21 protein-coding genes are annotated in these 23070 nt (G+C 44.2%); 11 read left to right on the top strand and 10 right to left on the bottom strand.

What is annotated here, in order from left to right; translation table 11 throughout:
- Positions 1-140: 140 nt before the first annotated feature.
- The 5 genes from H6F98_RS02675 to H6F98_RS02655 form a co-directional block, all read right to left on the bottom strand.
- Positions 141-578 (bottom strand): GNAT family N-acetyltransferase, encoded by a 438-nt coding sequence (locus tag H6F98_RS02675; RefSeq protein ID WP_192217135.1) that lies wholly within the window; start codon positions 576-578, stop codon positions 141-143.
- A gap of 141 nt (positions 579-719) precedes the next feature.
- Complete coding sequence (locus H6F98_RS02670) at positions 720-2375, bottom strand: glycosyltransferase family 39 protein (protein ID WP_192217134.1); 1656 nt, start codon at positions 2373-2375, stop codon at positions 720-722.
- Positions 2375-3928: a glycosyltransferase family 39 protein gene (locus tag H6F98_RS02665; protein WP_192217133.1), complete on the bottom strand. Its 1554-nt coding sequence runs from the start codon at positions 3926-3928 to the stop codon at positions 2375-2377. Before H6F98_RS02665 ends, H6F98_RS02670 begins: the two co-directional genes overlap by 1 nt.
- 41 nt (positions 3929-3969) lie before the next feature.
- Entirely contained in the window at positions 3970-5628 is a 1659-nt protein-coding gene (locus tag H6F98_RS02660; protein WP_192217132.1) for a glycosyltransferase family 39 protein, read from the bottom strand.
- A 289-nt stretch (positions 5629-5917) separates the two neighbouring features.
- Complete coding sequence (locus H6F98_RS02655) at positions 5918-6427, bottom strand: MAPEG family protein (RefSeq protein WP_192217131.1); 510 nt, start codon at positions 6425-6427, stop codon at positions 5918-5920.
- 133 nt (positions 6428-6560) lie between these two features.
- Between H6F98_RS02655 and H6F98_RS02650 the strand changes: the two genes are divergently transcribed.
- Positions 6561-7412 (top strand): helix-turn-helix transcriptional regulator, encoded by an 852-nt coding sequence (locus H6F98_RS02650; RefSeq protein WP_192217130.1) that lies wholly within the window; start codon positions 6561-6563, stop codon positions 7410-7412.
- 6 nt (positions 7413-7418) lie between these two features.
- Positions 7419-8204, top strand: coding sequence for a 5-formyltetrahydrofolate cyclo-ligase (locus H6F98_RS02645; RefSeq protein WP_192217129.1), 786 nt, complete (start codon positions 7419-7421; stop codon positions 8202-8204).
- Between the two features lie 62 nt (positions 8205-8266).
- On the opposite strand, the gene H6F98_RS02640 is transcribed toward H6F98_RS02645, so the two are convergent.
- Positions 8267-8647, bottom strand: a complete 381-nt coding sequence (locus H6F98_RS02640) for a hypothetical protein (protein WP_192217128.1) — start codon at positions 8645-8647, stop codon at positions 8267-8269.
- 263 nt (positions 8648-8910) lie between these two features.
- On the opposite strand from H6F98_RS02640, the gene H6F98_RS02635 reads away from it, so the two are divergent.
- The 4 genes from H6F98_RS02635 (at position 8911) to H6F98_RS02620 (ending at position 12758) form a co-directional block, all read left to right on the top strand.
- Positions 8911-10200 (top strand): pentapeptide repeat-containing protein, encoded by a 1290-nt coding sequence (locus tag H6F98_RS02635; RefSeq protein WP_192217127.1) that lies wholly within the window; start codon positions 8911-8913, stop codon positions 10198-10200.
- A 37-nt stretch (positions 10201-10237) separates the two neighbouring features.
- Positions 10238-10384, top strand: coding sequence for a hypothetical protein (locus tag H6F98_RS02630; RefSeq protein ID WP_192217126.1), 147 nt, complete (start codon positions 10238-10240; stop codon positions 10382-10384).
- Between the two features lie 123 nt (positions 10385-10507).
- The gene (locus H6F98_RS02625; RefSeq protein ID WP_199348256.1) at positions 10508-11662 is read left to right on the top strand and encodes a mannosyltransferase family protein; all 1155 of its coding nucleotides are present in this window, start codon (positions 10508-10510) and stop codon (positions 11660-11662) included.
- A 136-nt stretch (positions 11663-11798) separates the two neighbouring features.
- Complete coding sequence (locus H6F98_RS02620) at positions 11799-12758, top strand: glycosyltransferase family 2 protein (RefSeq protein ID WP_192217125.1); 960 nt, start codon at positions 11799-11801, stop codon at positions 12756-12758.
- A 129-nt stretch (positions 12759-12887) separates the two neighbouring features.
- Here H6F98_RS02620 and H6F98_RS02615 read toward each other — a convergent pair whose 3' ends face one another.
- Positions 12888-13535, bottom strand: coding sequence for a class I SAM-dependent methyltransferase (locus H6F98_RS02615; RefSeq protein WP_192217124.1), 648 nt, complete (start codon positions 13533-13535; stop codon positions 12888-12890).
- Positions 13536-13777: 242 nt separating this feature from the next.
- Between H6F98_RS02615 and H6F98_RS02610 the strand changes: the two genes are divergently transcribed.
- The 4 genes from H6F98_RS02610 to H6F98_RS02595 all read left to right on the top strand — a co-directional run bounded on the left by H6F98_RS02610 (position 13778) and on the right by H6F98_RS02595 (position 19332).
- The gene (locus H6F98_RS02610) at positions 13778-14383 is read left to right on the top strand and encodes a DUF1517 domain-containing protein (RefSeq protein WP_192217123.1); all 606 of its coding nucleotides are present in this window, start codon (positions 13778-13780) and stop codon (positions 14381-14383) included.
- A 179-nt stretch (positions 14384-14562) separates the two neighbouring features.
- Positions 14563-15447: a hypothetical protein gene (locus tag H6F98_RS02605; protein ID WP_192217122.1), complete on the top strand. Its 885-nt coding sequence runs from the start codon at positions 14563-14565 to the stop codon at positions 15445-15447.
- Positions 15448-15847: 400 nt separating this feature from the next.
- Positions 15848-19009, top strand: a complete 3162-nt coding sequence (locus H6F98_RS02600) for an MFS transporter (RefSeq protein WP_192217121.1) — start codon at positions 15848-15850, stop codon at positions 19007-19009.
- A gap of 143 nt (positions 19010-19152) precedes the next feature.
- Complete coding sequence (locus H6F98_RS02595; protein WP_192217120.1) at positions 19153-19332, top strand: hypothetical protein; 180 nt, start codon at positions 19153-19155, stop codon at positions 19330-19332.
- A gap of 79 nt (positions 19333-19411) precedes the next feature.
- Here H6F98_RS02595 and H6F98_RS02590 read toward each other — a convergent pair whose 3' ends face one another.
- On the bottom strand, positions 19412-19954 hold the full coding sequence (locus H6F98_RS02590) for a Uma2 family endonuclease (protein ID WP_192217119.1): 543 nt from the start codon (positions 19952-19954) through the stop codon (positions 19412-19414).
- A gap of 94 nt (positions 19955-20048) precedes the next feature.
- Complete coding sequence (locus H6F98_RS02585; RefSeq protein ID WP_192217118.1) at positions 20049-21398, bottom strand: TMEM143 family protein; 1350 nt, start codon at positions 21396-21398, stop codon at positions 20049-20051.
- Positions 21399-21581: 183 nt separating this feature from the next.
- Here H6F98_RS02585 and H6F98_RS02580 point away from each other — a divergent pair, with 183 nt between their 5' ends.
- The gene (locus H6F98_RS02580; protein WP_192217310.1) at positions 21582-22238 is read left to right on the top strand and encodes a DUF938 domain-containing protein; all 657 of its coding nucleotides are present in this window, start codon (positions 21582-21584) and stop codon (positions 22236-22238) included.
- A gap of 62 nt (positions 22239-22300) precedes the next feature.
- Here H6F98_RS02580 and H6F98_RS02575 read toward each other — a convergent pair whose 3' ends face one another.
- Positions 22301-23059, bottom strand: a complete 759-nt coding sequence (locus H6F98_RS02575; protein ID WP_396810320.1) for an RNA-guided endonuclease InsQ/TnpB family protein — start codon at positions 23057-23059, stop codon at positions 22301-22303.
- Positions 23060-23070 lie beyond the last annotated feature (11 nt).

Below are 23070 nucleotides of genomic sequence, written 5' to 3'. Positions count from 1 at the left end.
TATCGTAGCTTGCTTCCGCGTAGCGGTACCCCCACTTCTTGGGGCTTTACATCCCCACTGTATAGACGGATGGGGTATTACGGCGATTTGATAAAAACCTCGCCTTCCTGCTCAAAACATAGTTAGAGTGCCCTGACCCATTATCTTAAGTGTTTAATCATCTTGATATGGGAAATCCCCGCTTCCTCAAATATGCCCCCTACTTGTTCAAAACCCAGTTTTTCATATAAGCCTTTGACATATTCCTGAGCATGAATCATCACTTTTGAAATCTCTTTTTGTTCTATGACTTCTATTGCCTTTTCCGTCAGCTTCCTCCCAATCCCTTGCCCCCTTGCTGCCGAGAGGACGGCTAATCGTTCTATTTTTGCAAGCTGATTATCTAGATAGCGAATTCTGAGAGTGCCAACAGGTTGATTATCTAAATACGCCAAAATATGCTCGGCTGTTTCATCTAAACCATCAAATTCTAAAGCAGGGTCAACACCTTGTTCAACTTGAAAGACCTGAATTCGTATCGGTTTAATTTCAGAGATTTTGTCTGTATAATTCACTAATTCTAAACTGATTTGATTCATAGTAATTTATCCAGTTGAGTATTGGTTCACTAGCTATTAAAAAAATGTATCTTTTAAGCTAAAACATTAACGACTTCTCTAATATCGTAAAATTACCTAATGAAGCCTTTCTCCAATTTCCAATCCTTTATGCTTTATCTTCTAGCGCAAAGGAGTAGTTAGCTTCCAGAGGAAGAGAAAAGAATCATTGAACAGGAGATTCATCTTGGTGTCGTACTCTTTCTCGATTTTTTCACGGAATTGGTCAGAAGGATTTAAGACAAACACATCGCTAAAACCTGAAGGTATCTTTGGGATGTTTAAGTAGTCGGGTTGAGTATTACCCGTAACAATCTGAAGTTTTACTTTTGGGTCAAGTATGTAGCTAAGAGCGAAGGTATTACCAAAATTAACGCCAAATGAGCTACTAATGAGTAGAGGAACCTGAGCTTGATTGATTATCCGAGCAACTTCGAGATTATTATAACTAATTACTTTATTCCAAGACGTTACGGCTTGAGAACTCATTCCACAGGAAATTACTCCTGCTGTAATGACTATCGCCATTACGATTCGCCAAAACTTTTGTTTGAAGAAATTCGCAGCGATAATTTGCGTAGCTAGCAAATAAGCAATAGATAGCTGAACTCCTAAATAAAAGGGAACTAGATATCGCCCTGCTGTTGAGCGCTGTCCACCTAAAATTAAATCTGGTAATAATAAAAAGAGGCTGAGGGTTGCCAGTAAGGTTAAGACAAATAACCAAACCCTTACAGGTGTATGACGACAGAGAAAATAGATTGAATAAATAGTTAAAGCTAAAAAGAAAGGTAGCGTGATATAAATCAGTGGTTCATCAAATCCGAAATCTCCAATCGTTAGAATAAATGCCCGCTCAATATGAAGTCCCCAAACTTTTAGTAAGGTTACGAATGGAATTGGTACAGCTGTCCAGGTTGCACCTGTTTGTGTCCAAGTACTAAGCGTAACGAGGAGCCAAGGTACAAATGAGAGAAAGGCAGTTAATGATGCGAATAGATAAGCAATTACCGATTTAGTTACGCGAAAGCGTTCAGTTACAATTACATAAATTCCATGTCCTACTCCTACTAATCCGGTAAAGGGAAATGTATAAAGTCCTAAGGCGATAGCAGATGCATAAGTTCCCCACATCCCAGTAATATGAATTGCCTTTCTTCCTTCAGCGTGAAATCGTAGTGCTTTGAGTAATGCCCAGCTTGCTAGAAGAATGAGTAGTGTCCAAAGGCTATACTCTCGCGCTTCTTGTGCGTATAATACGTGGAAAGGTGAGATGGAAATTAATGCGATCGCAACCCATCCTACTAAGGATGAGTCAAATAATTCCAAACATAGAAAATACACGCACGGGAACACCAACGCGCTAAAAAGTGCAGATAAACTTCTTGTTACAGTTATAGAATTACCAAACCATCGCACCCAAAGCCTTACTAGAATGTAATAAAAAGGCGGATGTTGGGCATCATCAATCTCTAGAGATTTAATCGTATCTCTTAAGCTTTTTTCGGGATTGATGCGCTGATATTTTTCTAAGTCTTTAACATTTATAACCTGACCATTAAAAACTTGCTCACCGACTTCCCTACTGGTATAGCCTGCAACCCGCAGTGAAGTATAAGCCTCATCATGCCAGTAGATTTTGTGATCGAGATTAACGAAACGAAAAAATATACCAAGTACCAATAGGACAACAAAGAAAAACTTAAGGTTAGCTAGAGGAAGTTGCCACGCTATTTTGAGTCTATTTAACCAATCGCTTCTAAATCGTGCCTTATTCATCACGTTTTGATTAATTTGAAAATCTGAAGGTTTCCTGGGGCAACAGTCTTTATTGTGTAGTTCCCTTCTGCCTCAAGCTTTTTTCTTAGAACCTTAGATGGATTGAAAATCAATATATCACTAAATCCTTCTGGTATTTTTGGAAGATTGGGTTCAGTTACTAGCTGAAGTTTTACTTTTGGGTTGAGTAGATAGCTGAGAGTCAGGATTTCGCCAGGGTTGTAACGATTATTACTACTAACTAAGAGAGGGCGAGAAAATTGGTTAATGACTTGAACATTTTCAGGCGTATCAAAGCGATTTTTCTTAATCCACCAAGTCTCTGCCTGAGAGCTAACTCCACAAGACACAATCCCGCCAATAATGAGTAACAAAAATCCAAACTGCCAGATTCTATAACGAGAGAGGCTAGGGTTAGCCAGTTTAATACTAAAAAGATAAGCAACAGCTAGTTGAATTCCTAAATATGAGGGAATTAAATATCGACTAACACTTGAACGTCGTCCCCCTATTATTAAATCTGGTAGTACCAAGACTAATACAGTCACTCCAATCAAAGCCAAAATAAATACGAATACAGGTTTTGAAGCTTTGCGGCAAAGAAAATAAATTGAGTATCCGATTAGCCCCCATAAGATAAGTAGAGGAAGTACGATAAATATAAGATTAGATTTGGAATCAAGATTTATATCAAAGAAAATTCGGGTTGGGTTAGCAACCCAAGTTTTAACTAGCGACAAGAACGGGATTTTATCACTTGTCCATGAAGTTCTTTGGTCGAGTTCAGAAAAGTTATTTATAATGGCAAAAATCCAGGGTACATAGGTTAGCAGTCCTAGTAAAGAAGCCAGCAAGTAATTAGTGGTTACCTTACTAAACTGAAAGCGTTCTCTAATTAATACATAAAGTGCTTGTCCAATCATTACTAAGCCTGAAAACAGAAAGGTATACAGACTTAAAAATAGAGTTACAACATACAAAATCCAGCTAGATATCGTATTAAGCCGTAAGGCTCGTAGTAGTGCCGCGCTAGATGCAAGAATGGTTACAGTCCATAAGCTATATTCTCTCGCTTCCTGAGCATAGAGAACATGAAAAGGTGAAACAGCTATTAGTGCTACAGCTATCCATCCAACCAGTGAAGAGTTAAATAGTTCCAAACATAGCCAGTAGATACAAGGGAAGGCAAGCAAGCTGATTAGTGCAGATAGACTTCTCGTTATAGCCACCTGATTACCAAACAGTTGCATCCAAAATCGCACCATTACATAGTAAAGCGGCGGATGTTGAGGTTCTTCTATAGCTAATGAATTGATAGTATCTAGGAGATTTTTCTCAGGAGTGGGATAACGATATTTTTGTAAATCCTTAACATCAATAACCTGACCATTAAAGACTTGTTCAACCATCTCGGCTTCGGTATAGCCAGAAACCCGAAGCGAGGTAAAGTTTTCATCATGCCAGTAAATTTTCTTATCTAAGTTGACAAAACGAAAGAACACGCCCAGTGTTAATAGAATAATGATTAGAAATCGAAACCATGATTTATGCATGAATTCAACAACTTCAATTACATTCAAAATTTAAAGTTCTGCTACCTTGTCAATTTCCAGAGTAAAACTCCATTCTCTCCCTTGTAAAGCGGCTGGACTGTATAATTTTGCTCTTGATTAAGTGCTTGTAACCACGCCGCAGAAGGTCTAGGTTTGAATAAGAAGATTTCGTTAAAACCTTCAGTAACATTGGAGAGATTTGGTTTATCCTCTACTTGAGAATTGATATGGCAAGTGTAGCACCTTGGCTCTAATTGAAGTTTTACCTTGGGTTCAAGATAATAGCTTAGAGATAATAAGTCAGCGACAGATGCATCACTAACGACTAAAGGTTGAGAAGCTTGGTTAATAATACGACCAGCTTGAGGAATACTATAACTCATAGATTTGTGCCACCACCCTTCGGCTGGATAACTGGCTATACAGGACAAAACGCCTCCTAAAAATAGTGCGATCGCAACAGATTGCCATAACTTCTTTTTCCTAAAATTTAAATTAATCAAGCTAAGCTTCTTGGCAAGAAGGTAAGCAATAGCTAGCTGAATTCCTAAGAAACAGGGAATTAAATATCGAGCCGTCGTTGAGCGTCTCCCGCCAATAATTAAATCTGGTAACACTACGGCTAAGCCTGTCACAGCAATTAAAGTAATGATAAACAGCCATGTAGGTTTTGAGCTTGTACGAATAAGGAAATAAATTGCATAGCAAATTAAAGTAAATAATAGTAAAAATAACACTCCGAAAACTAGCGATATCCCCCAAGGAGTTCTAGAGTCAACATTAAAATCAATAAAAGAGCAGCTAATGCTACGCGACCATATCCGAATCCACGCTAACCGCGACATTGCAAGATTAGTCCAGCCTAAAGTTTTATCAAACTGGGAGGAGCGATTAATTAGGACTAAAATCCAAGGAATAAAAGTTATAAAACTGCTCAGAACAGCTAGAGAGTAAGCACTCAAAGCTTGCGTAAATCGAAATCTGCCTACTATCCAGATGTAGACTCCATGCCCAAAGGTAACTAATGCAGAAAAAGGGAACGTGTATAGTCCTAAGGACACAGTTGCTGCATAAATTCCCCAAGCAGAAACTTTACGGGTGATACTTTTCTTTTTATTGAATTGTAGAGCTTTTAAAAAGGCTACACTTGAGAGTAAAATAGTGACAGTCCATAAGCTATACTCTCGTGCTTCTTGAGCATACAAAACATGAAAGGGTGAAACAGCCATTAATGCGATCGCTATCCAGCCAACTGAAGACGAGTTAAACAATTCCAGGCATAGCCAATAAAGGCAAGGAAGTGCCAGAAGACTAATTAGAGCTGTTAAACTTCTAGAAGCGGTGATAGAATTTCCAAACAACTGCATCCAGAATCGTGCAATCAAATAATACAGAGGTGGATGCTGGATGTCTTCTAAAGCTAAGGAAATAATTGTATCCTTTAAGCCTTTATCTGGATTAATGCGCTGATATTTTTGTAAATCTTCGACTCCAACCATAGGAGTTTGAGAAAGCTGCTGAACAACTTCTGCCTCGGTATAGCCAGAAAGGCGTAATGAGGTAAACGCCTCATCAAACCAGTAAACTTTTTTATCGAGATTACCAAAGCGGAAAAAAATCCCCAATAGTAATACTACGATTATTAAAACTCGTAACCCAGTTGGATTAAAATCCCAATTCCGTACAAATTTATTCTTCACGTTTGAGCGTCAATTTCGGCAACAAGATGGGCACCCTAAACTGCTACTTCAATCGATGCAAACCCTGATAGTCGATGTGTTATGTAATTGTACGCGCTAGGAGAGAATTGCAGTAGATTATCGAACTCATCCAAGTTCTGAAAGCAGGGCAGAGTATTGATTGGTGGGTTATTTATACAGAGATAGTGTAGCGATCGCACAATCCCCAAAAGATTCGGGAACTCACACAAATGTTGCTGGCAAAGGCGTTCGCGTTATTAACTCCTTGGCTAAAACCAGCAAAAGCACGTCAAATCAAACTGCCAGCGCTGTAGTAAAGACAGGCGATGCTGCCGACTATATAAACAAACCAAGTTAGGAAAAATCCTATTGCCCGCCCAATAGAAGGACCATATTTCGTAATCACTCCGTAAGCATGGGCAACTCTAGCAACTGTAAGTGTACCGCCGAGAAGCCATATCAGCCCGACTTGAGCGTTCATTAACTCTAGCGCCACAAGGAAAAGCAACCCTTGCGGCACATATTCAGCAAAATTCCCGTGAGCGCGTACCTTACGCTGTAGTATTCCATCATCTTGAACCTTTCCTAGCGACAGCTTTTGACTCAGACGCTCAATTGTCGCCACCCAAGCACTAGGATTAGCAAGCGGATCGGGTTGTGTGGTAACGTCCTCTTTTGACTCACCATGCCAAACTCTCGCTCTTGTCCGTTCCGTCGCTGCAATGTAGGAAAGTGCAAAGGCGAGGATACCATTCAACCCAATAAAGAGTGTCGATATGGGAATCAAACCTGTATGCATGGGTTACTCTATGTCCTTTAATAAACTTAATAGAGCCAACTATACAGATACAGGCTTAAGCTGTCTTTTCAGTTCTTGCGGGTGAAGAGTGGACATTCTAAAAGAACAGAAATTTATATCAGCAGAGTACAGAATGCCTCTGAACCATGCCCCCTTATGCGAGTTGCCGAAGTGGGGACATTGGCTAGAAACACCGAGTTTGATTGTTGCTCTAGTCCCACCAGGGAATTTAGAGGTTAATATCACCCCTACCTTTGAGCTGATTTCAACTCGGTTTGAGATCGGTCGTGGAATTGCCGCCTTTAACTCCGATAAGCTAGAGACTTATTGTGCCGAACCAGGTGGCTTCGACGTTGTGCCCTCATCTAGCAGTTATCGCTCTATCGAAACCACAGGTTTCTTTATCGTCCTTGCTTACAAGCAACCGCTAGCCTCTCGAATCGTTGCTGAATACAGCAGTGACAAAGATGTTGATCTAGTACCAGGACAGATTCAGGCAAGTGCGAAAGGCTTAAGTCTAGCTCAAGCAGTTCGAGACTTTTTTGTACATAGACATGTTGGTGGAGCGCTCTATCTAGAGTCAGTAGCGACACTGATCATGGAACACGTTATCCGTCATCGGTCGAATGTATCTCGTCAACTCAAGCGCGTCCCTGATTTCTTAGCCCTCAAGATGCTTAAAACGGCGATTGAGTATATTCAAGACAATCTTCAACGTGAGCTAAGTCTTGATGGAATTGCAGGAGTTGTTGGATTGAGTCCCTTTTACTTCGCCCATTCGTTTAAAGCAACAACAGGAATCCCTCCTTACCGATATGTCCTGCAATGTCGTATCGAACGAGCGAAAGCATTGCTTCGTGAATCGAGTCTATCCATTGCTGAGATTGCCTACGAAGTAGGTTTTGGTAATCAAAGCCACATGACAACAGTGTTTCGCAAGACTCTGCAAGTAACTCCCAATGTCTATCGCCAACACGTTAAATGAAATTCAATGTCTAACACTATCAAGACAAATTGGAGTGGTTATCATCCCGATAAAGACAATCTGAGAACTGAGATTTGGTCGTTGCTAAAGGAACAAGGGGCAGCTATTGGTGACCCATTTGGTCACATCCCAAACTTTGTTGGTGCCCAACAAGCGGCTGAAAAACTCGCAGCTTTACCGATTTGGCAACAGGCAAAGGCGATTAAGTGCAATCCCGATTCACCACAAATTCCAGTGCGGCTACGTGCGCTGCAAGAGGGAAAACGCCTATACATGGCTGTACCCCGCTTGACGAGTACCCGTTGCTTTGTTGAATTGACGGCTGAGGATTTGCAGCAGCGTAACATCTTACTTGAAGACGCTGCGAGCGCAAACAAGGCACTGACTTATGGGCGATTGGTGACGTTTGAGGAAATGCAACCCATTGATTTAGTGATGGTAGGCTGTGTGGCGGTGACCCGCAATGGGGGTCGGACTGGGAAAGGCGCTGGGTTTGCTGACTTGGAACTTGCCATGCTTTATGAGTTTGGGTTGGTGCAACCCGATACGCCAATTGTGACGACGGTACATCCCTTGCAGATTGTTGAACAAAAGTGTTTGCCGATGCAAAGTCATGATTGGGCACTCAATTGGGTTGTCACTTCTGAAGAGATCATAGAGACAAAGACGATTTATCGGCGCCCCTTAGGTTTGGACTGGGATAGCATACGCTCTGAGCAATATCAGAAAATCCCGATTCTGCGAAAACTGAAGGAGCAGTTTGCAAAACAACAGGCGCTAGATGAATCATGATTCTGATATGCGATCGCTCTTTTGAATACTAACACCAGGAACGTAGCTTGGAGTGCTGTTTCTCAAGGCAAAGATGCGCTAAGAACTAGTCCCAATATAAGCCCGATTACTGCAAAAACTATAGCGATGATTAAAGCCCAGTATTGAAGAGCATAGAGTTTCCTCAGTTCACCGAGGGCACCCATAAGATTTTCAATATCATTCCCCTGAGTCTCTACGATCAGCTTGAAAGCAGATGCGGCTTTGCTAGTCCAAACCCCAATAATGACTTGAACAACTCCGCTAATGATGCTACCGACACCACCATTTCTCAATGCCAATAATCCACCGATTGCCGTCAGAACTCCTACACCAATTAGGAAGTAGCCAACAAATCGCATTTTGTCAGCTAGCTGTTTAATCAGTTCATTCTGGGAACTACTAAATTCATATCCAAACTCCATTTGACATCCCTCTTGCGGCAGTTATACAGATTTTACGTCATATCTAGCTACCAGATAGGCATGGGGAATACAGCGATCGCTTAAATCAAATTACTTGGGTTGCGCTTGCTAATAAGAAGCTTGACAAAAGCCTTAAAACGTGAGTTTACTCAAAACAGCGGTAAGCCTTTGAACAGGCAGACGGCTCAAATTGTTGCTTGGTTAAAATCATCTAGGTATATATAGGCAATATATCCCGCCATGCCCGCTTTACTTGGAAGACGATGACAACTCAGCCTGATTCTCCCCAGTCCAGTCCGTCAGTAGATAGTCCAAACGGTGAGAGTGGCATTAGTACTGCTGCCAATACCTCCGGTAATGGTAAATCCCCGCTAGCGATCAAACCAACTAAACAGCCGCCACCTGTATCTACCGGGGTGCTATCCAGGCAAACTAGCCAACCGAGTCTTGCTAATCATCCCTCAGTCCCAATACTGACCCTGATTGCGATCGCAATTCTGGTTTTGGGGTTAACGATTGATAACTTCTGGATTGGGATGGCGGGAGCAATTGCTACCTTGCTGATATCAGTGCCAGTTGTTTGGGTACCGTTGCAGCAGTGGTTAAGTGAGTCAGTCTCTCCAGTCGAGCAATCACGGTTTGTTGCTATTTTTGGATTGCTAGCGGCAATCTTCGGTTTGGCAACCCTAACAGGTGTCAATCGAAGGTTTGATGCTGTACTGGAAAAGCTAAACTCCGAAGCCATTGGCTCACTAGCAGAGTGGATTGGAGCGTTAGGACAAATTCTCATCGCCGTCCTCGCTGTTTACATTGCTTGGCGACAATATGTAATTTCTAAAGACCTAACCATCCAACAGAACACAATTACCCAACAGCAAACCATTGATGCCTACTTTCAGGGCGTTTCTGATTTGGCATTAGATAACGAAGGATTACTAGAAGATTGGCCACAGGAACGGGCATTTTCAGAAGGACGCACAGCCGCTATTTTAAGTAGTGTAGACGCTCAAGGGAAAGCCAAAGTTATACGGTTTTTGTCCCAGTCTCGGTTGCTGACACCATTAAAACGCGATCGCCACTTAGGTCGTCCAATGCTGGATGGTAACGGAGGTTACCTAGAAGACCGTGATGATGGTGTGCGTGTGATTGACTTGAACGTGATGTTAGCTGGAGCAGACCTTGCGGGTACAGATTTGCGCTGGACAGAATTGAGCGATGCCAACATGGTGAGAGCCAATCTTAGCGGCTGTGATTTAGTAAAAGCCAACTTAGCTCGAACAATTTTATTTGAAGCTAATCTTAGTGGTGCTGACCTATTTGGAGTTCACCTCTTCTATGGTTCAGTAGAAACCGCCAGTCCTCGCAGCCGTACCAAACCCCCTAATTATGAAACAGGCGCCCACACGGGTGCTGTGGTTGAAAACGCTAACTTTACGGGTGTCCTGCGGCTTGAAGAAGAACAACGCTACTACTGCTGTGCTTGGTGCGGGGAAAATTCCCGAAAGTCAATTCCCGGTGGCTGTGACGGAATTCCTAATAAACTAGGTCGTTGACAATAGCTAACTCAGTGCAAGAAGGCAGGAGGCTTTTATGCAGAAGGCTTTTATGAATATTGCTTGTACAGTCAGCTTTTTCAACTGGATAGTTATTTCCACCACACTGCACTCAGTAGGATGGCATTCAACGCAAGTACAAATCTTTGGGTTTTGGCGATCTGCGATGGGAAGGCAGCCGTAGTCAGCAGTAACCGAAGAATCTCTCTTTAAGAAGAGCAAAATTCTATCTTTAGAGTGTAAGTTCAGCTTAAATGTTTTAAGACTTTTGGCTTAGCTTGCCTTCTAAACTTCCAGATTTTTGGCTATGACACCGATAAGGTCGAGGGAAATTGTAGATTCAGAAGACAGGCTCCCGAAAAAAAGATGGAGCGAGGGCTGGATTTTTGTCTTAGCTATGTGGCTTTTGAGCCGACTCGTCATCATTGTAGCGATGCAACTCATTGCTCCTTTGATTCAATCGCCACCGACAGACTACGACTACACCCCACTGGGCTTTACCCACAATTTTGTGCCCAAAGCAGGTTGGGAACTCTTTACACATTGGGATGGGGCTTGGTATCGGCAGATTGCAACGACTGGCTACGACTATGCCAATGATGGACAGAAATATCCCGTCGCCTTCTTTCCTCTGTTTCCTTTAATTACCCGTGGGGTGATGAGTCTCGGCTTACCGTTTGACGTAGCAGGTCCCTTAGTCAACAACCTAGCCTTGCTTGGGGCATTATTTTTTCTGTACCGTTGGTCTGAAGAACGCTTTGGTGTCAAGGAAGCTAGGTGGTCAACGGCTGTATTGGCTTGGTGTCCCTTCTCTGTATTTGGAACAGTCGCTTATACCGAAGGTTTGTTTCTACTAGTGACTACAGCCGCTTTACGAGCCTTTGATAACCAACAACATGGCAGGGCAGCGTTTTGGGGAGCATTAGCGACTGCAACACGGGCAACAGGGGCGGCGTTGGTACCCGCCTTTCTTTTTGTGGCTTGGAGGGAAAAGCGACCTAAGATTGCCTATGCAGCAGGTTTAGCGTCAGTCGGAGGGTTACTGTTATTTAGTGCCTATTGTGGACTTCGTTTTGGAGACCCGATCGCCTTCATTCATGTACAGGAGGCATGGGGCGATCAACCGACTTGGGGGTATATAGCTAGCCATGCTTTATCAGGGAACAAAGATAGTTTAATTAAATTAATCATGTTCCTGGGGGGTGGTTACTTACTGTGGCACTTACGAAATAAGCTTCCCTTGGTCGCACTCGCCTACGCTGTTTTCTCATTGGCGATCATTGCTTATTCTGGTGCCCTCCAATCTGTCAGTCGCTATGTTTATGCGATCGCATCCCTCTCCCTCGCACTGGGTTTAGTGCTTGCCAAACATCCTCGTTGGGGATACGCAATCATCGGCTTTTTTGCACTTCTCCTCGGACGCTATGCGATTCGGTTTGCCTGGTGGGACTGGTTTTTTTAGGCTGAATGCCATTTCACGGCTGAGAACAGTGATTAGCCCCTTAAGATGAGTTTTAATTTAAAGTCAGGTATTAAGTACGCGCTTATGCTCAAATCCATCACCATACTCCAACCTTTTAAATCAATATGGATGAACTATGCCCCCAAAGTATTCCTTAATCGTTCCGATCTATAACGAAGAGGAAACGATTCTTGAGATGTACCATCGCGTTGCTGCTGTGATGGATCAGCTAGATGGTGCAGCGGAATTAATCTTAATCAATGATGGTAGTCGCGATTGCTCTCTTTCGTTATTACGCGACCTCCACCAAAAAGACCCACGAGTTTGCTACATTAGCCTCGCCCGTAACTTTGGCCATCAAATTGCTGTCACAGCGGGTCTTAATTTTGTACGAGGTCAAGCCGTTATTATTCTCGATGCCGATTTACAAGACCCGCCAGAGTTAATTCCTCATCTTATCGAAAAGTGGCAACAAGGCTATCAAGTTGTCTATGCCCAGCGTACCCAACGGCGTAAAGAAAGCTGGTTGAAGCGCCTTCCTGCTTATGTGTTTTATCGCCTCTTGCGGCGTCTTGCCGATGTTGATATTCCCCCAGATACGGGCGACTTTTGCTTGATGGATCGGCGAGTAGTCGATATCCTCAATGCGATGCCAGAACGCAACCGCTACATCCGAGGGCTGCGTTCTTGGGCAGGCTTACAGCAGACTTCTATTCGGTTTGAGCGTGACCCACGTTTTGCCGGGGAAGTAAAATACACCTTTCGCAAATCCCTCTCCTTAGCGGCAAATGGGTTGGTTTCTTTCTCTAGATTGCCGTTACGCCTCTCAACCTATGTTGGCTTAGCAGCGGCTGTAGCAGCAATTCTGATGGCTGTGCTTGTACTGTACTGGCGTATTGTCTCTCCAAGTTCACCTTTAACTGGCTTTGCCACGATTATGATTGCAATCTTCTTTCTCGGTGCTGTGCAGTTAGTCAGTATTGGGATTCTGGGTGAATATGTGGGACGAATTTATGAGGAAGTGAAAGGGAGACCTCTATATGTCTTATCGGAGATGGGAGGGTTTACTGAAGAGCTTCCTATTTATAAGCGTTAACTGTCCTACCACATCGAGTGCAGATGTGGTAAGCCATGGCTTCGTAAAGGAAAGACTTCTATGTATGTTGGAATGAATCGCTAAGAGTAATTACACTTTTTCACCTGTGGTTGGGATTCTCTAGCAACTTCAGCCTAAACGTTGGGCAATTACAGCATAGAAGGGGTCACCACCACCGACACCAAGCATCTGGAGGAAGTTGGGCACAGAGGACTGACGAGTAATGACTTCTGGAGGACTAAATCCTGGAACGGATTGAAAGTAGCTTTTGACTAACTCAACTCGGCTAGCTTCTGTACCATCTCGCCAGGCAGTAATGGCTTTCTGGTAGAACATCCGGTTGGAAAAGCTGATGATTGCAATGCCGCCCGGTTTGAGGATGCGGTGAATTTCGGAAAATATAGCATCTGGATATTGTAGATATTGCACAGAAACACAGTTGAGAACAGCATCAAAGTCTTCATCTGCTAGGGGAAGACTGGGATTTTCGTTGAGGTTTTGAACAAAGTAATGATTCAGTCGAGGATTACGAGCAAGTTCTTCCTCATTCAGCCCGTGTCCTTCGACGTGAGCAAATTCTATCTCCTCTGGGAGATGGGAAACCCAACTGCTCATCATGTCAAAGATACGGGTATTTGGTTTAAGGCGATCGCGATATAGTTGGGTCAGCTGATCGATAAAACCTTCGTCCACATGAGTGACGAAGCGTGGCATCGCGTAAAAGTCTGTGTCATTGGTATCGTCTAGCTTTGTACGTTGATGGGGTCGAAGCAACATAATTCTGAACTGCAAATAGCTCTACAATTCTCAGTGTAGAAAAAATTACGAAATGTTAAGCATTGGTAGTACAGATGCGAAGTGTGCTTTCCCTACTCTCATGAAGGCACATCGTGCTTACTGAACTACTTAGGTAGTAGAGAAAGTCATACCGTAGTCAATCTGATGATAGATGGCTTACGTCACTTGCCTTCTTAAAGTGAAGACTGGATAGTAATTGGCATTTAGTAGTAGAGGGAGTAATGAATTCTTGGCGCGATCGCATTAATCAGCTAGGTGGTCGAACTCGATTTGTAATCTGCCGTGTTTTCATCCATTTGTCTGGCGCAGAAGTTGCTCCCCTACTAGGAGTTCTCAATCGTGCAGCACGAGAAGCTGTTGATGAAGACGGAGATATGCAAGTCTTAGGAGAAGGACTTGTTGATATTTGCCAGAATCTCCTTCAGTTAGATACTTATTGGCAATCTGCTGCCAATGAAGGTGACGTTTTCTGGAGTGAAGGGGAAGCTGAAGAGTATGTAACCGAGTTATTTACCGACTCTGCTCAACGTTATCTGAGTGAACCTGACTTCAGCCAAGCGACACCTAATCGCGATGAACCCCTAACCTTGCCAGTGACTCAGAACTTGATTGTGATGATTACAGTGGCTTACGAAGGTGAAGTTCCTGATTTGGAAGCTGATTTATCTAACGTAAGTGCGCTACAGGCGGGTTTAAAAGCTTTAATTAATCTGCACTATCAGGGACGATTACGTGCAATCCAAGTTCACTTCTCTCCAGCACAGTTTGGTGAAGAATTAACAAACGATCAAGTGTTAGTCAATTTCCCTGAACTCATCCCTCTATAAGCGTTTGTAGGGTTTAGTTACTGGCTTGGGTACTCTTAAATCCTGCGACGAATTCAATCAAACTAAAGAGTTGGTGTTAGAAATACAGGGGTTAAATCCGCCCTAGTTTTGGGGAGGAAACCAACCACTTGAATCACAGTTACAAGTTACCGTTGAATAGTGTTAGTTTTTTACGATTTATGTTTCGCAAGTTAACTATCATCTTACTATCTCTGAGCTTATGTTGGACTACATTAGCGTGTAGTACACCTAACTCATCTCAGTCTTACGGAAACCAGAATAATACAAATAGGACTACCTCAGCTGCACCAACACGGGTGAGTGACGGTCGTTATCCTGTGCAACAGGCAACCTATGACGACGTTAATGGCGAGTACACCCTAATGCTGCTAAATACCCAGCCTGGGACTCCTCCGACATTTCGCACGACAGACTTACAAATGGCGCGTCTGACTGACGAAGAAATTGCAGCCGGACAGAAGAGTTATTTGAATGTTGAGAATGGTCAGCCAGCGTTGCACCTGACGGAAGACTTCAAAATTGAATACGTCCACAACGTTACAGAAAATCAGGTTAACCCTCAAACGGGTCAACAAGAAACGGTTGTAGTGCGTCAGCAATCTAGCTTTTGGACTCCTTTTGCTGGAGCGTTAGCAGGTCAAGCCGTTGGTAGCTTGCTGTTTTCACCACGCTACTATGTGCCGCCAGTTTATCAACCCGGTGTGATTATGACTGGATATGGTGGTTATGGCAACACATATGGTCAAGCTGTTCAGCAATACCAAACCCGCTATCAAGCGCCACCACCAGCCGTCAAAAATAGTCAAAGTTTTCGGACAACAGGCCGTTTAAGAACTCCTTCATCGAGTCAACGGACAACGGTACGCCGAGTACCACAAACCGGGACTCGCTCCACGGGTTCAGGTTACGGTTCCAGTACTTTGCGCCGCTCTAACCAACCTTCTTCAACAGGAGCTAAGCGCTCACCCAGTTTTGGTAGTAGTAGTAGGCGATCGAGTCCTTCAAGGGCACCTAGCTCATTCGGTAGTCGCAAACGACGCTAGAGTAAAAAGCAGTGAGAGACATGCCTAGGTGTGTCTCTTTTTTGATTTGTACAATTTGGCACTCAGTGCAGCTTCGCGGAAATAACTATGCAGTTGAAATCCCCTATGTCCTCATCTGGTGCGAGGAACTGCTTAAAAACTTCTACGATCCTGCACTCAGCCTTTCTCCGTTTCCCTCTTTAACTATCTTTTTTCAATAACCCGCTGCAATAATCTAGCTACCTCTCATGGTAGACATTCTCCAAGACCTTGAGAACTTTCTCCCCTTGGGGAGATGATCATAACCCTCGTAAACAACGATTCTGTCGTTTAAAGACTGTGATTTTTGCCGAAGTAGGGCGAGCTATTCCAGCAATCTTTAGACTTACGCGACACATAAACATTGAACGAGGAAGAAATCATGTTTCAGAGTGGGGGAATGGCACTAAAGCTTAGTAGCTGGGCATTGTGGTTAGCACAAGTGCCAGTTAATCCAGATATTGATACGGCAGAGGATGCGGCATTGGTCTTTAGTGGACCACAATTCTTGACTGCCTTGATTGCTGGAGTATTGCTGGCGTTTGGCATCCAGCTATTATTAACAAATTTATCTGTTGCCGCTGGTATTTCTTACTTAGGGCATCAATCAGACTCGGATAATACTCACGATGATAAAGGCGGTAGTGTAGGCGGTACGATCCGCAAAATCAGTACAGGTGTAGGGATTTGGACTCTGATAACGGTCACGATCGCTTTATTCCTCGGTTGTTTATTGGCGGTGAAGCTGAGCTTGCTTGAGAGTGCAGGACTAGGGGCAATTGTTGGCTTAGTCATCTGGGCAACGTACTTCTCGCTGCTATTTTGGGTCAGTTCAACAACTGTGGGTTCTCTAATCGGCTCAGTGGTGAATGCCGCGACTTCCGGTTTTCAGGCGATTGTGGGAACCGCCGCCGCCGCAATTGGGGGCGGGGCTGCAAGTCGCCAAGTCGTTGCCACAGCAGAAGCCGCCGCGTCGGCAGTGCGTCGTGAATTCAGCTCAGCGATTGACCCAGTTAGTCTTCGGGAGAACGTAGAGGACTACATCCAAGCACTACGACCTCCAGAATTAAATATCCAATCAATTCGGCAAGAGTTTGAAAACTTACTGAATGACCCGAATTTAAAGCAAATTGCTGGCAGCGATCACCTTCGCAATATTGACCGACAAACCTTTGTGGATTTGATTAGCAGCCGGAGCGATTTATCCAAGCGGGATATAAATCGGCTTGCAGACCAACTCGAAGGCGCGTGGAAGAAAACAGTGAACCAACTGCCGACACCACAAGGCGATCCCATGGCAGGCTTCTCCGACTTTATTAGGTCAGCTACCCCTGATCAGTTAGTTGGCAATCAATTTACTCAGAAGCTGGAGGAACTGATTTCAGAAGTGCGCCAACTTCGCCAATCCGGACTCCCTGGTCAAAGCAGTAGTGGTGATCAGGCTCAAAAATCCACGGGTCCTGTCGCTCAGGCGATGACAATGGGTGTTAACAGCTTGATTGGGATGGTGATGGGACGCACCGACCTCTCCGACTTTGATGTCGAAAAAATTGTCGGTCAGCTAAAAACAGTTAGAGACCAAGCGGGTGATCAGGCGGGTAAAATTGCATCTCAGGTGAATCCAAATACACCAGCACTCCCTCCCAGCACGGTTCGGACAGATGTGGAAAACTACTTGCTCAATACTCCTATCTGGCAGTTGAAAGGGGAAAGAGTTGAGCGAGACTTCCGAGATGTTCTTTATGACCCAGAAGCAGATCCAGAAGTTGTGGCTCAGGAATTGGAACAGCTAAATCGTTCAGATTTTGCTGATGTGCTGCAACAACGGGGTCTCTTGACTCAGGACGAAATCCGATCGCTGTCTACCCAGTTAGAATTGATTCGCTTAGAAGTTTTGAATACAGCAAGGGCAGCCCAAGAGCGTGGGCGATCGCTTGCTATATTGCGCCAGGTAGAACAATATCTGCTCACCACTCCGAAACAAGACCTGACTCCAGAAAAAATTCAGCTCAACCTCACGCCAATTCTGGAAGACTCGGATGCAGATTTTGGACAACTGAGCAACCGTCTTGCCCAGTTTGACCGTTCTACCTTCGCCCAGACTCTGAGCCAGCGTGGGGACATTACACAAGAAGATGCTGACGTAATTCTTCCTCAGCTTGAAACAGCACGCGATCGCGCTTTGAGAGAATCACAAGAACTGCAAGAAGCGGCTAAGGCACAAGCCGAAGCGCAGTGGCTCAAGGTTCAATCCTTGCTACGCGATACGGGTAAAGCTGAACTGAATCCCGATCACATTAATCGGGAACTGCAAATGCTATTGGATAACCCACAAGCTGGACTTGCCGCTCTCCGCTCCCGTGCATCTCGCTTTGACCGCGATACCTTGGTACAGCTTTTGAATCAGCGTCAAGACCTGAGCGAGGATCAAATTAATCGAACGCTCGATCAGATCGAAGGAGCGTGGACTCGCATCAGTTACACGCCTCAAAAACTAGCCGGAAAAGCGAAAGAGCAATACGATCAGGCAACATCGACAATTGCCAATTACCTACGCTCCACGGGTAAGTCGGAACTAAATCCTGAAGGGATTCAGCGTGACTTAAGCAGACTGCTCAATGACCCGAAAGGTGGAGCCTTGGCGATCAGAGGACGTTTAGCCTCGATGGATCGAGATACCTTAGTGAAGTTGCTCTCTCAACGGCAGGACTTGAGTGAGGAGCAAGTCAATCAGATCATTGACCAGGTACAATCCACCATTCGCGACATTGTTAAGGCTCCCCGTCGTCTTGCTCGTCGGACTCAGCAGCAGGTGCAGGATTTCCAAGGTGCGATCGCAGATTACCTGCGTTCCACGGGTAAGGATGAACTGAATCCCGAAGGGATCAAGCGTGATGTCCAACTCTTGCTCAATGACCCTCGTGCTGGCGTGTCGAGCCTGAGCGATCGCCTTGCTCACTTTGACCGTTCTACCCTGGTTTCCCTTCTGTCCCAACGGGAGGATATCTCTGAGCAGGATGTGAATCGCATCGTTGATAATATCCTCGGTGTTCGTGACCAAGTGATGTCACAACTGCGAGATTTGCAACTCAGCATCCAGTCTGTAGTTGACCGCATCTTTGCGAAAATCCGCAACTACCTCAACAGCCTTGAGCGACCCGAACTCAACTACGATGGCATCAAGACTGACTTGCGTAAGTTGTTTGATGACCCACAAGCGGGTTTTGACGCGATGCGCGATCGCTTGAGTCAGTTTGACCGCAACACCTTGGTTGCAATTGTGAGTTCTCGTGAAGATATCTCAGAGGCAGACGCGAACCGAGTTATTGACCAAATTGAGCGTACTCGCAATAGTGTGCTGCATCGGGCAGAACGCATCCAAACGGAAGCACAACGACGTCTTGATGAAGTCAAGTATCAAGCGCAAAAACAAGCAGAAGAAACTCGCAAAGCGGCAGCGTCAGCGGCTTGGTGGCTGTTCTGGACAGCACTTGTTTCTGGAGCGGCTTCAGCAATTGCAGGTGCGGTAGCTGTTGCGGGTTAATACTTATATCAATTTGATGAAATACTGCTACAGTTGACCCCCTGACCACTCCTTATAAAGGGGGAACAAGAAAAGTCTTTGTAGCAAGCTTTTAGGAAATTGATATTAACCTCCCCACTCAATCTCAATCTAGAAAGCCTCTCATGTTGAGAGGCTTTTTTTATAACGCATCTCAATGGCGTAATCGGATAATTGCCCAGGTTATCAGCAGCACTCTGAAAGGAGAGAGCAAAGATTTCTGGATAGAACTGTTGGATGTCCTGGCATCAATTCAAGCTATGGTAAAGAGCGATCGCATATCAAGCGGGGATAGACCGAGCTGATTTACCATAGAGGAACTTTCACTTCTGATAGATGAAAGAATAATTAAGAATTCTGTGCATCTAGTAATGACAAGTCCTTTTAACTAAAAAGCCTGTCTACCGACACGGCAATTTCAGGAAATGCCAGTGGAACTAACTCTCCCTGACTTATCTCATATTTAAGGGAGTAATCGTTTTCAATAGGCTGACGAAAGACGGTCAAGCTATTAGCTTTCACATTCATTACCCAATATTCGCTAATTCCAGCGGCTGCATAAATTTGTTTTTTCTTATTTAAGTCAACAGTCAACGTTGTATCAGAAATTTCGCTCAGCCAAAAAATATCTTCAGAACCTGGATGGCGCTCATCATATCTAGATTCTGGTAACCTCACAATTGCAATGTCCGGTTCTGGTTCAGATTGTTCGAGTGTAATCGGATGCGCTTCAGACACCAGTGCTAAGTCATTGAGAAGACTGCGGAGGTAGTTAGCAACTTTTCTAATGCGCGAGGCGTGTAATGACCCTTCTGGACTTATCTGGACAATATCTCCAACTAGCAGTTCCACACGCCGAGCGCACAAAATGCCTGCTGCAATCATGCGATGATAATCTTCGACTGACCATTTAGCTAATGTGGTCATCGAGTGAGGACTCCTACTTGCTTGACCTAACAATATCGTAGTGCGATCGCCTTTGCCAGAAAACTACTTGCGATCGCATTCATCAACAGCTTTTCTACAAAGGTGTTCCGTTATATCGAAAGGCATTATCCCAAACCCAATCGATCACAACCCTAGCATCCTTCAGTGGAAGAACGTGGCAATATCCCTGGTTATCATAGGAAAGCAATGGCACTTCAGGCGCATCGGCATCTTTAACATCCGCGAACACCTTTCCCCGCATATCTTGCAAATTGTCCAAGGGGCCATGAATATCAAAGTTAATTTTGGTGCCTAATTTCTCCTCCATCCAAGTCTCAATTCGAGAGTCTAGCTGTTCAGGATTGAGTGGCTTTGGGCTAGTCAGGAGATGGTAATACACCAGAATAATTTCCTTGCATTCTTCTTCCTCAGCAATATCAATAAGCATCTGAAAGACGCTAGCATTGTTGGCTAAGTTCTTGAAGAACAGCGTATCAGTTATGTCTTTCTGAAATTTGATTCTCTTGCTTTTGTAATTGCTGTATTGCTTGAAGGCAAATCCACCCAATGCCATTGCCAATGATAGGGTTGCTACTAAAATAGGCATTACATTCCGCAGCTTATCCTGTTCAACATTCAATAAGTTCACCAGGGATGGTGCATTGAACACCAGCAAAATGGCAGCAATGAGCAATAAAATATTCGGCAATGCTTTGAGAATTAATGGAATTGCAGCCCCAATAGCAGGAATACCAAATAGCAGCCGATCCTTCCAAGTCATACTGGTTTCAATATTGGGGAAGAGTAGGTCAACATCGTGCTTCGGGATATTCTTGTAAAAGTAGACATACATCTTACCCGGAGTAAACTTCAGTTCTTCTGAATTATTTTTATTTGGCTTTTTAGCACGAAAGTATCCTGCTCCTTTGAACTTAATCAATAAAACAATTCGTTCAAAAATATCAATTGTCTTTTCTTCCTTCCAGAAGAAGAGTTTTTTAACTTTAATTGTCTTCTCAGTATCACCCCGGTAATAGTAGAGAACATCGTCAAAGTCATTAAAATCAACCTGGGTTCTGAGGTTAATTAGAGACTTTTTACCTAAGGCGTGTTGTATGATCGATTCTGGCAAGGGAATATAGTTGGCTCTTTCTAAAATATGCTTGAACGCATCAACTACTTTCGCTTCCATCTCGTCGTACTGATCGAGACTCGGTTCGTTCAGGGGGTGAACGTCCGCATTAGGGTTGAATACCACATAGTTATCTTTGATAATTTCTAATGTTTTATGGAAGCGAAAGTGGTAGAAAGCAGATAGAATTTGACAAAAATCTTTAAATGTTTCAGTATCAGCGGTATCTAACTGACCATCTTTCAGGCAAAGATCGATGATATCGGTACGACGGTAGGGTATATATGCTTCTCGATTTTCGGAAACTGCCATGAGCTAAAATTACTCAAAATTTAGCGATTCTTCTGAATTCAATTCTAATTATTGCTTCTGCTTCGGCTCAAGCCTATCAGAAGGAAGATTTAATTAGTAAAAGGCGATCGCAATAGCAAATAAGCTGGAGAGGACTTACCCTAAGTGAAAATAGTTAAGTTCCGACCAAGCCACACAGCCCAGATGAATGAGTCCCTAGATGCTCGACAGTATGCCCTTGCCACACAACGAAATCGAGAACCCATCCTAAATGTACTTTTACAAGTACTGCCACCCACAGGTACAGTGCTAGAAATCTCTAGTGGGACAGGAGAACATGCAGTCTTTTTTGCGCCCCGACTCCAACCTCGTAAGTGGATTCCGTCTGACCCAAACCCGGTGGCACGAGCCAGTATTGCAACATGGCGAGAACACTGTCCTGCGGATAACTTGTATCCCCCAATCGCGCTGGATGTCCGCGACCCAATCTGGGAAGTGGAGCAGGACGAACTACCGGAACCGTTGCAGGATATAGACTTCAAATGTAACCCGATTGTGGCGATCGTCAATATTAACATGATTCACATTTCCCCCTGGTCAGCCTGTCTCGGATTGTTGGCGGGGGCAAGGCGGATTCTTTCACCGAATGGCATTCTGTATCTCTACGGGCCCTTCAAACAAGGGGGCAAGCATACAGCACGCAGCAATGCTAATTTTGATGAGAGTCTTCGGGCGCAAAACCCGGAGTGGGGTGTGCGGGATCTAGATGAGGTGGTGGCAGTTGCTCAAGCCCAAAATCTTTCGCTAGTCGAAACCTATGCTATGCCAGCGAATAATCTTTCCGTTATTTTTCAAGCGTGAGTGTTTTAAGGCAATTGAGTAAACTACCTACACCAACCTGAGTACAGGTATAGAGTAGGCTTTCAGTAGCCCTGCACTACATCAAATAAACTAAGCTGGAAGTACTCAACTTTCTGGCTTAACTTACAAAATAAGTACGAGCCTCCGGGCTGGTTTACAGTCAGCCCCAAAACTTTAATCATGCTTGCCCCATTAAAGTCAGCATCACCTTTCCATCCACAATGTCCACATTTTAAAGTCTTGCCACTTCGGTAGGAGTTTCCCTTTATTGGATGAATGTGCAAACATTTGTGGCAAGTCTGGCTGGTATAAGCTGGATTAACTTTAAAGACTTCCACACCAACCCCTAGCGCTTTGTAGTCGATAAACTGACGCAATTGATAGAACGCCCATGAGTTAGATCTGCGTCGTTCTGTCTTACTTCTAGGGGCACGATTGGTGCGTTCTCGAATGCCTGTCAAGTCTTCAATGGCAATCGAGCATCCAGACAGACACGCCTTGCCGACAATGTGCTTACTGACGTTATGGTTTACCCACGACTGAAAGCGCCTCTCCCTGCCAGATAACCGTTGCAAAATCTGCCTTGCTCTACGGCGAGTAGATCTTGTGCCTTCTGAAGCTTTCTTCTGGATGGATGCTCTTACTCTTGAATGTTTGTCCCTGACTTGCGTTATTTGCTTCCCTGAAAAGCTTTCTCCCTCACTTGTTACTGCAATGTCATTAAACTCAGCGAGACTGTCGCCAGCCCCGCTGGTCTTCAAAACCGTGCATGAGACTTTCACCTCACACGGCTCCTCAATGATGTGGTGCTTGTCATGCATACCTCATTACC

The organism is Microcoleus sp. FACHB-SPT15, assembly GCF_014849525.1.
Taxonomy (GTDB): domain Bacteria; phylum Cyanobacteriota; class Cyanobacteriia; order Cyanobacteriales; family Coleofasciculaceae; genus Symplocastrum; species Symplocastrum torsivum.
Note: the sequence above shows the minus strand (reverse complement) of the source record. Positions and strands in the feature narration are given on the sequence as shown.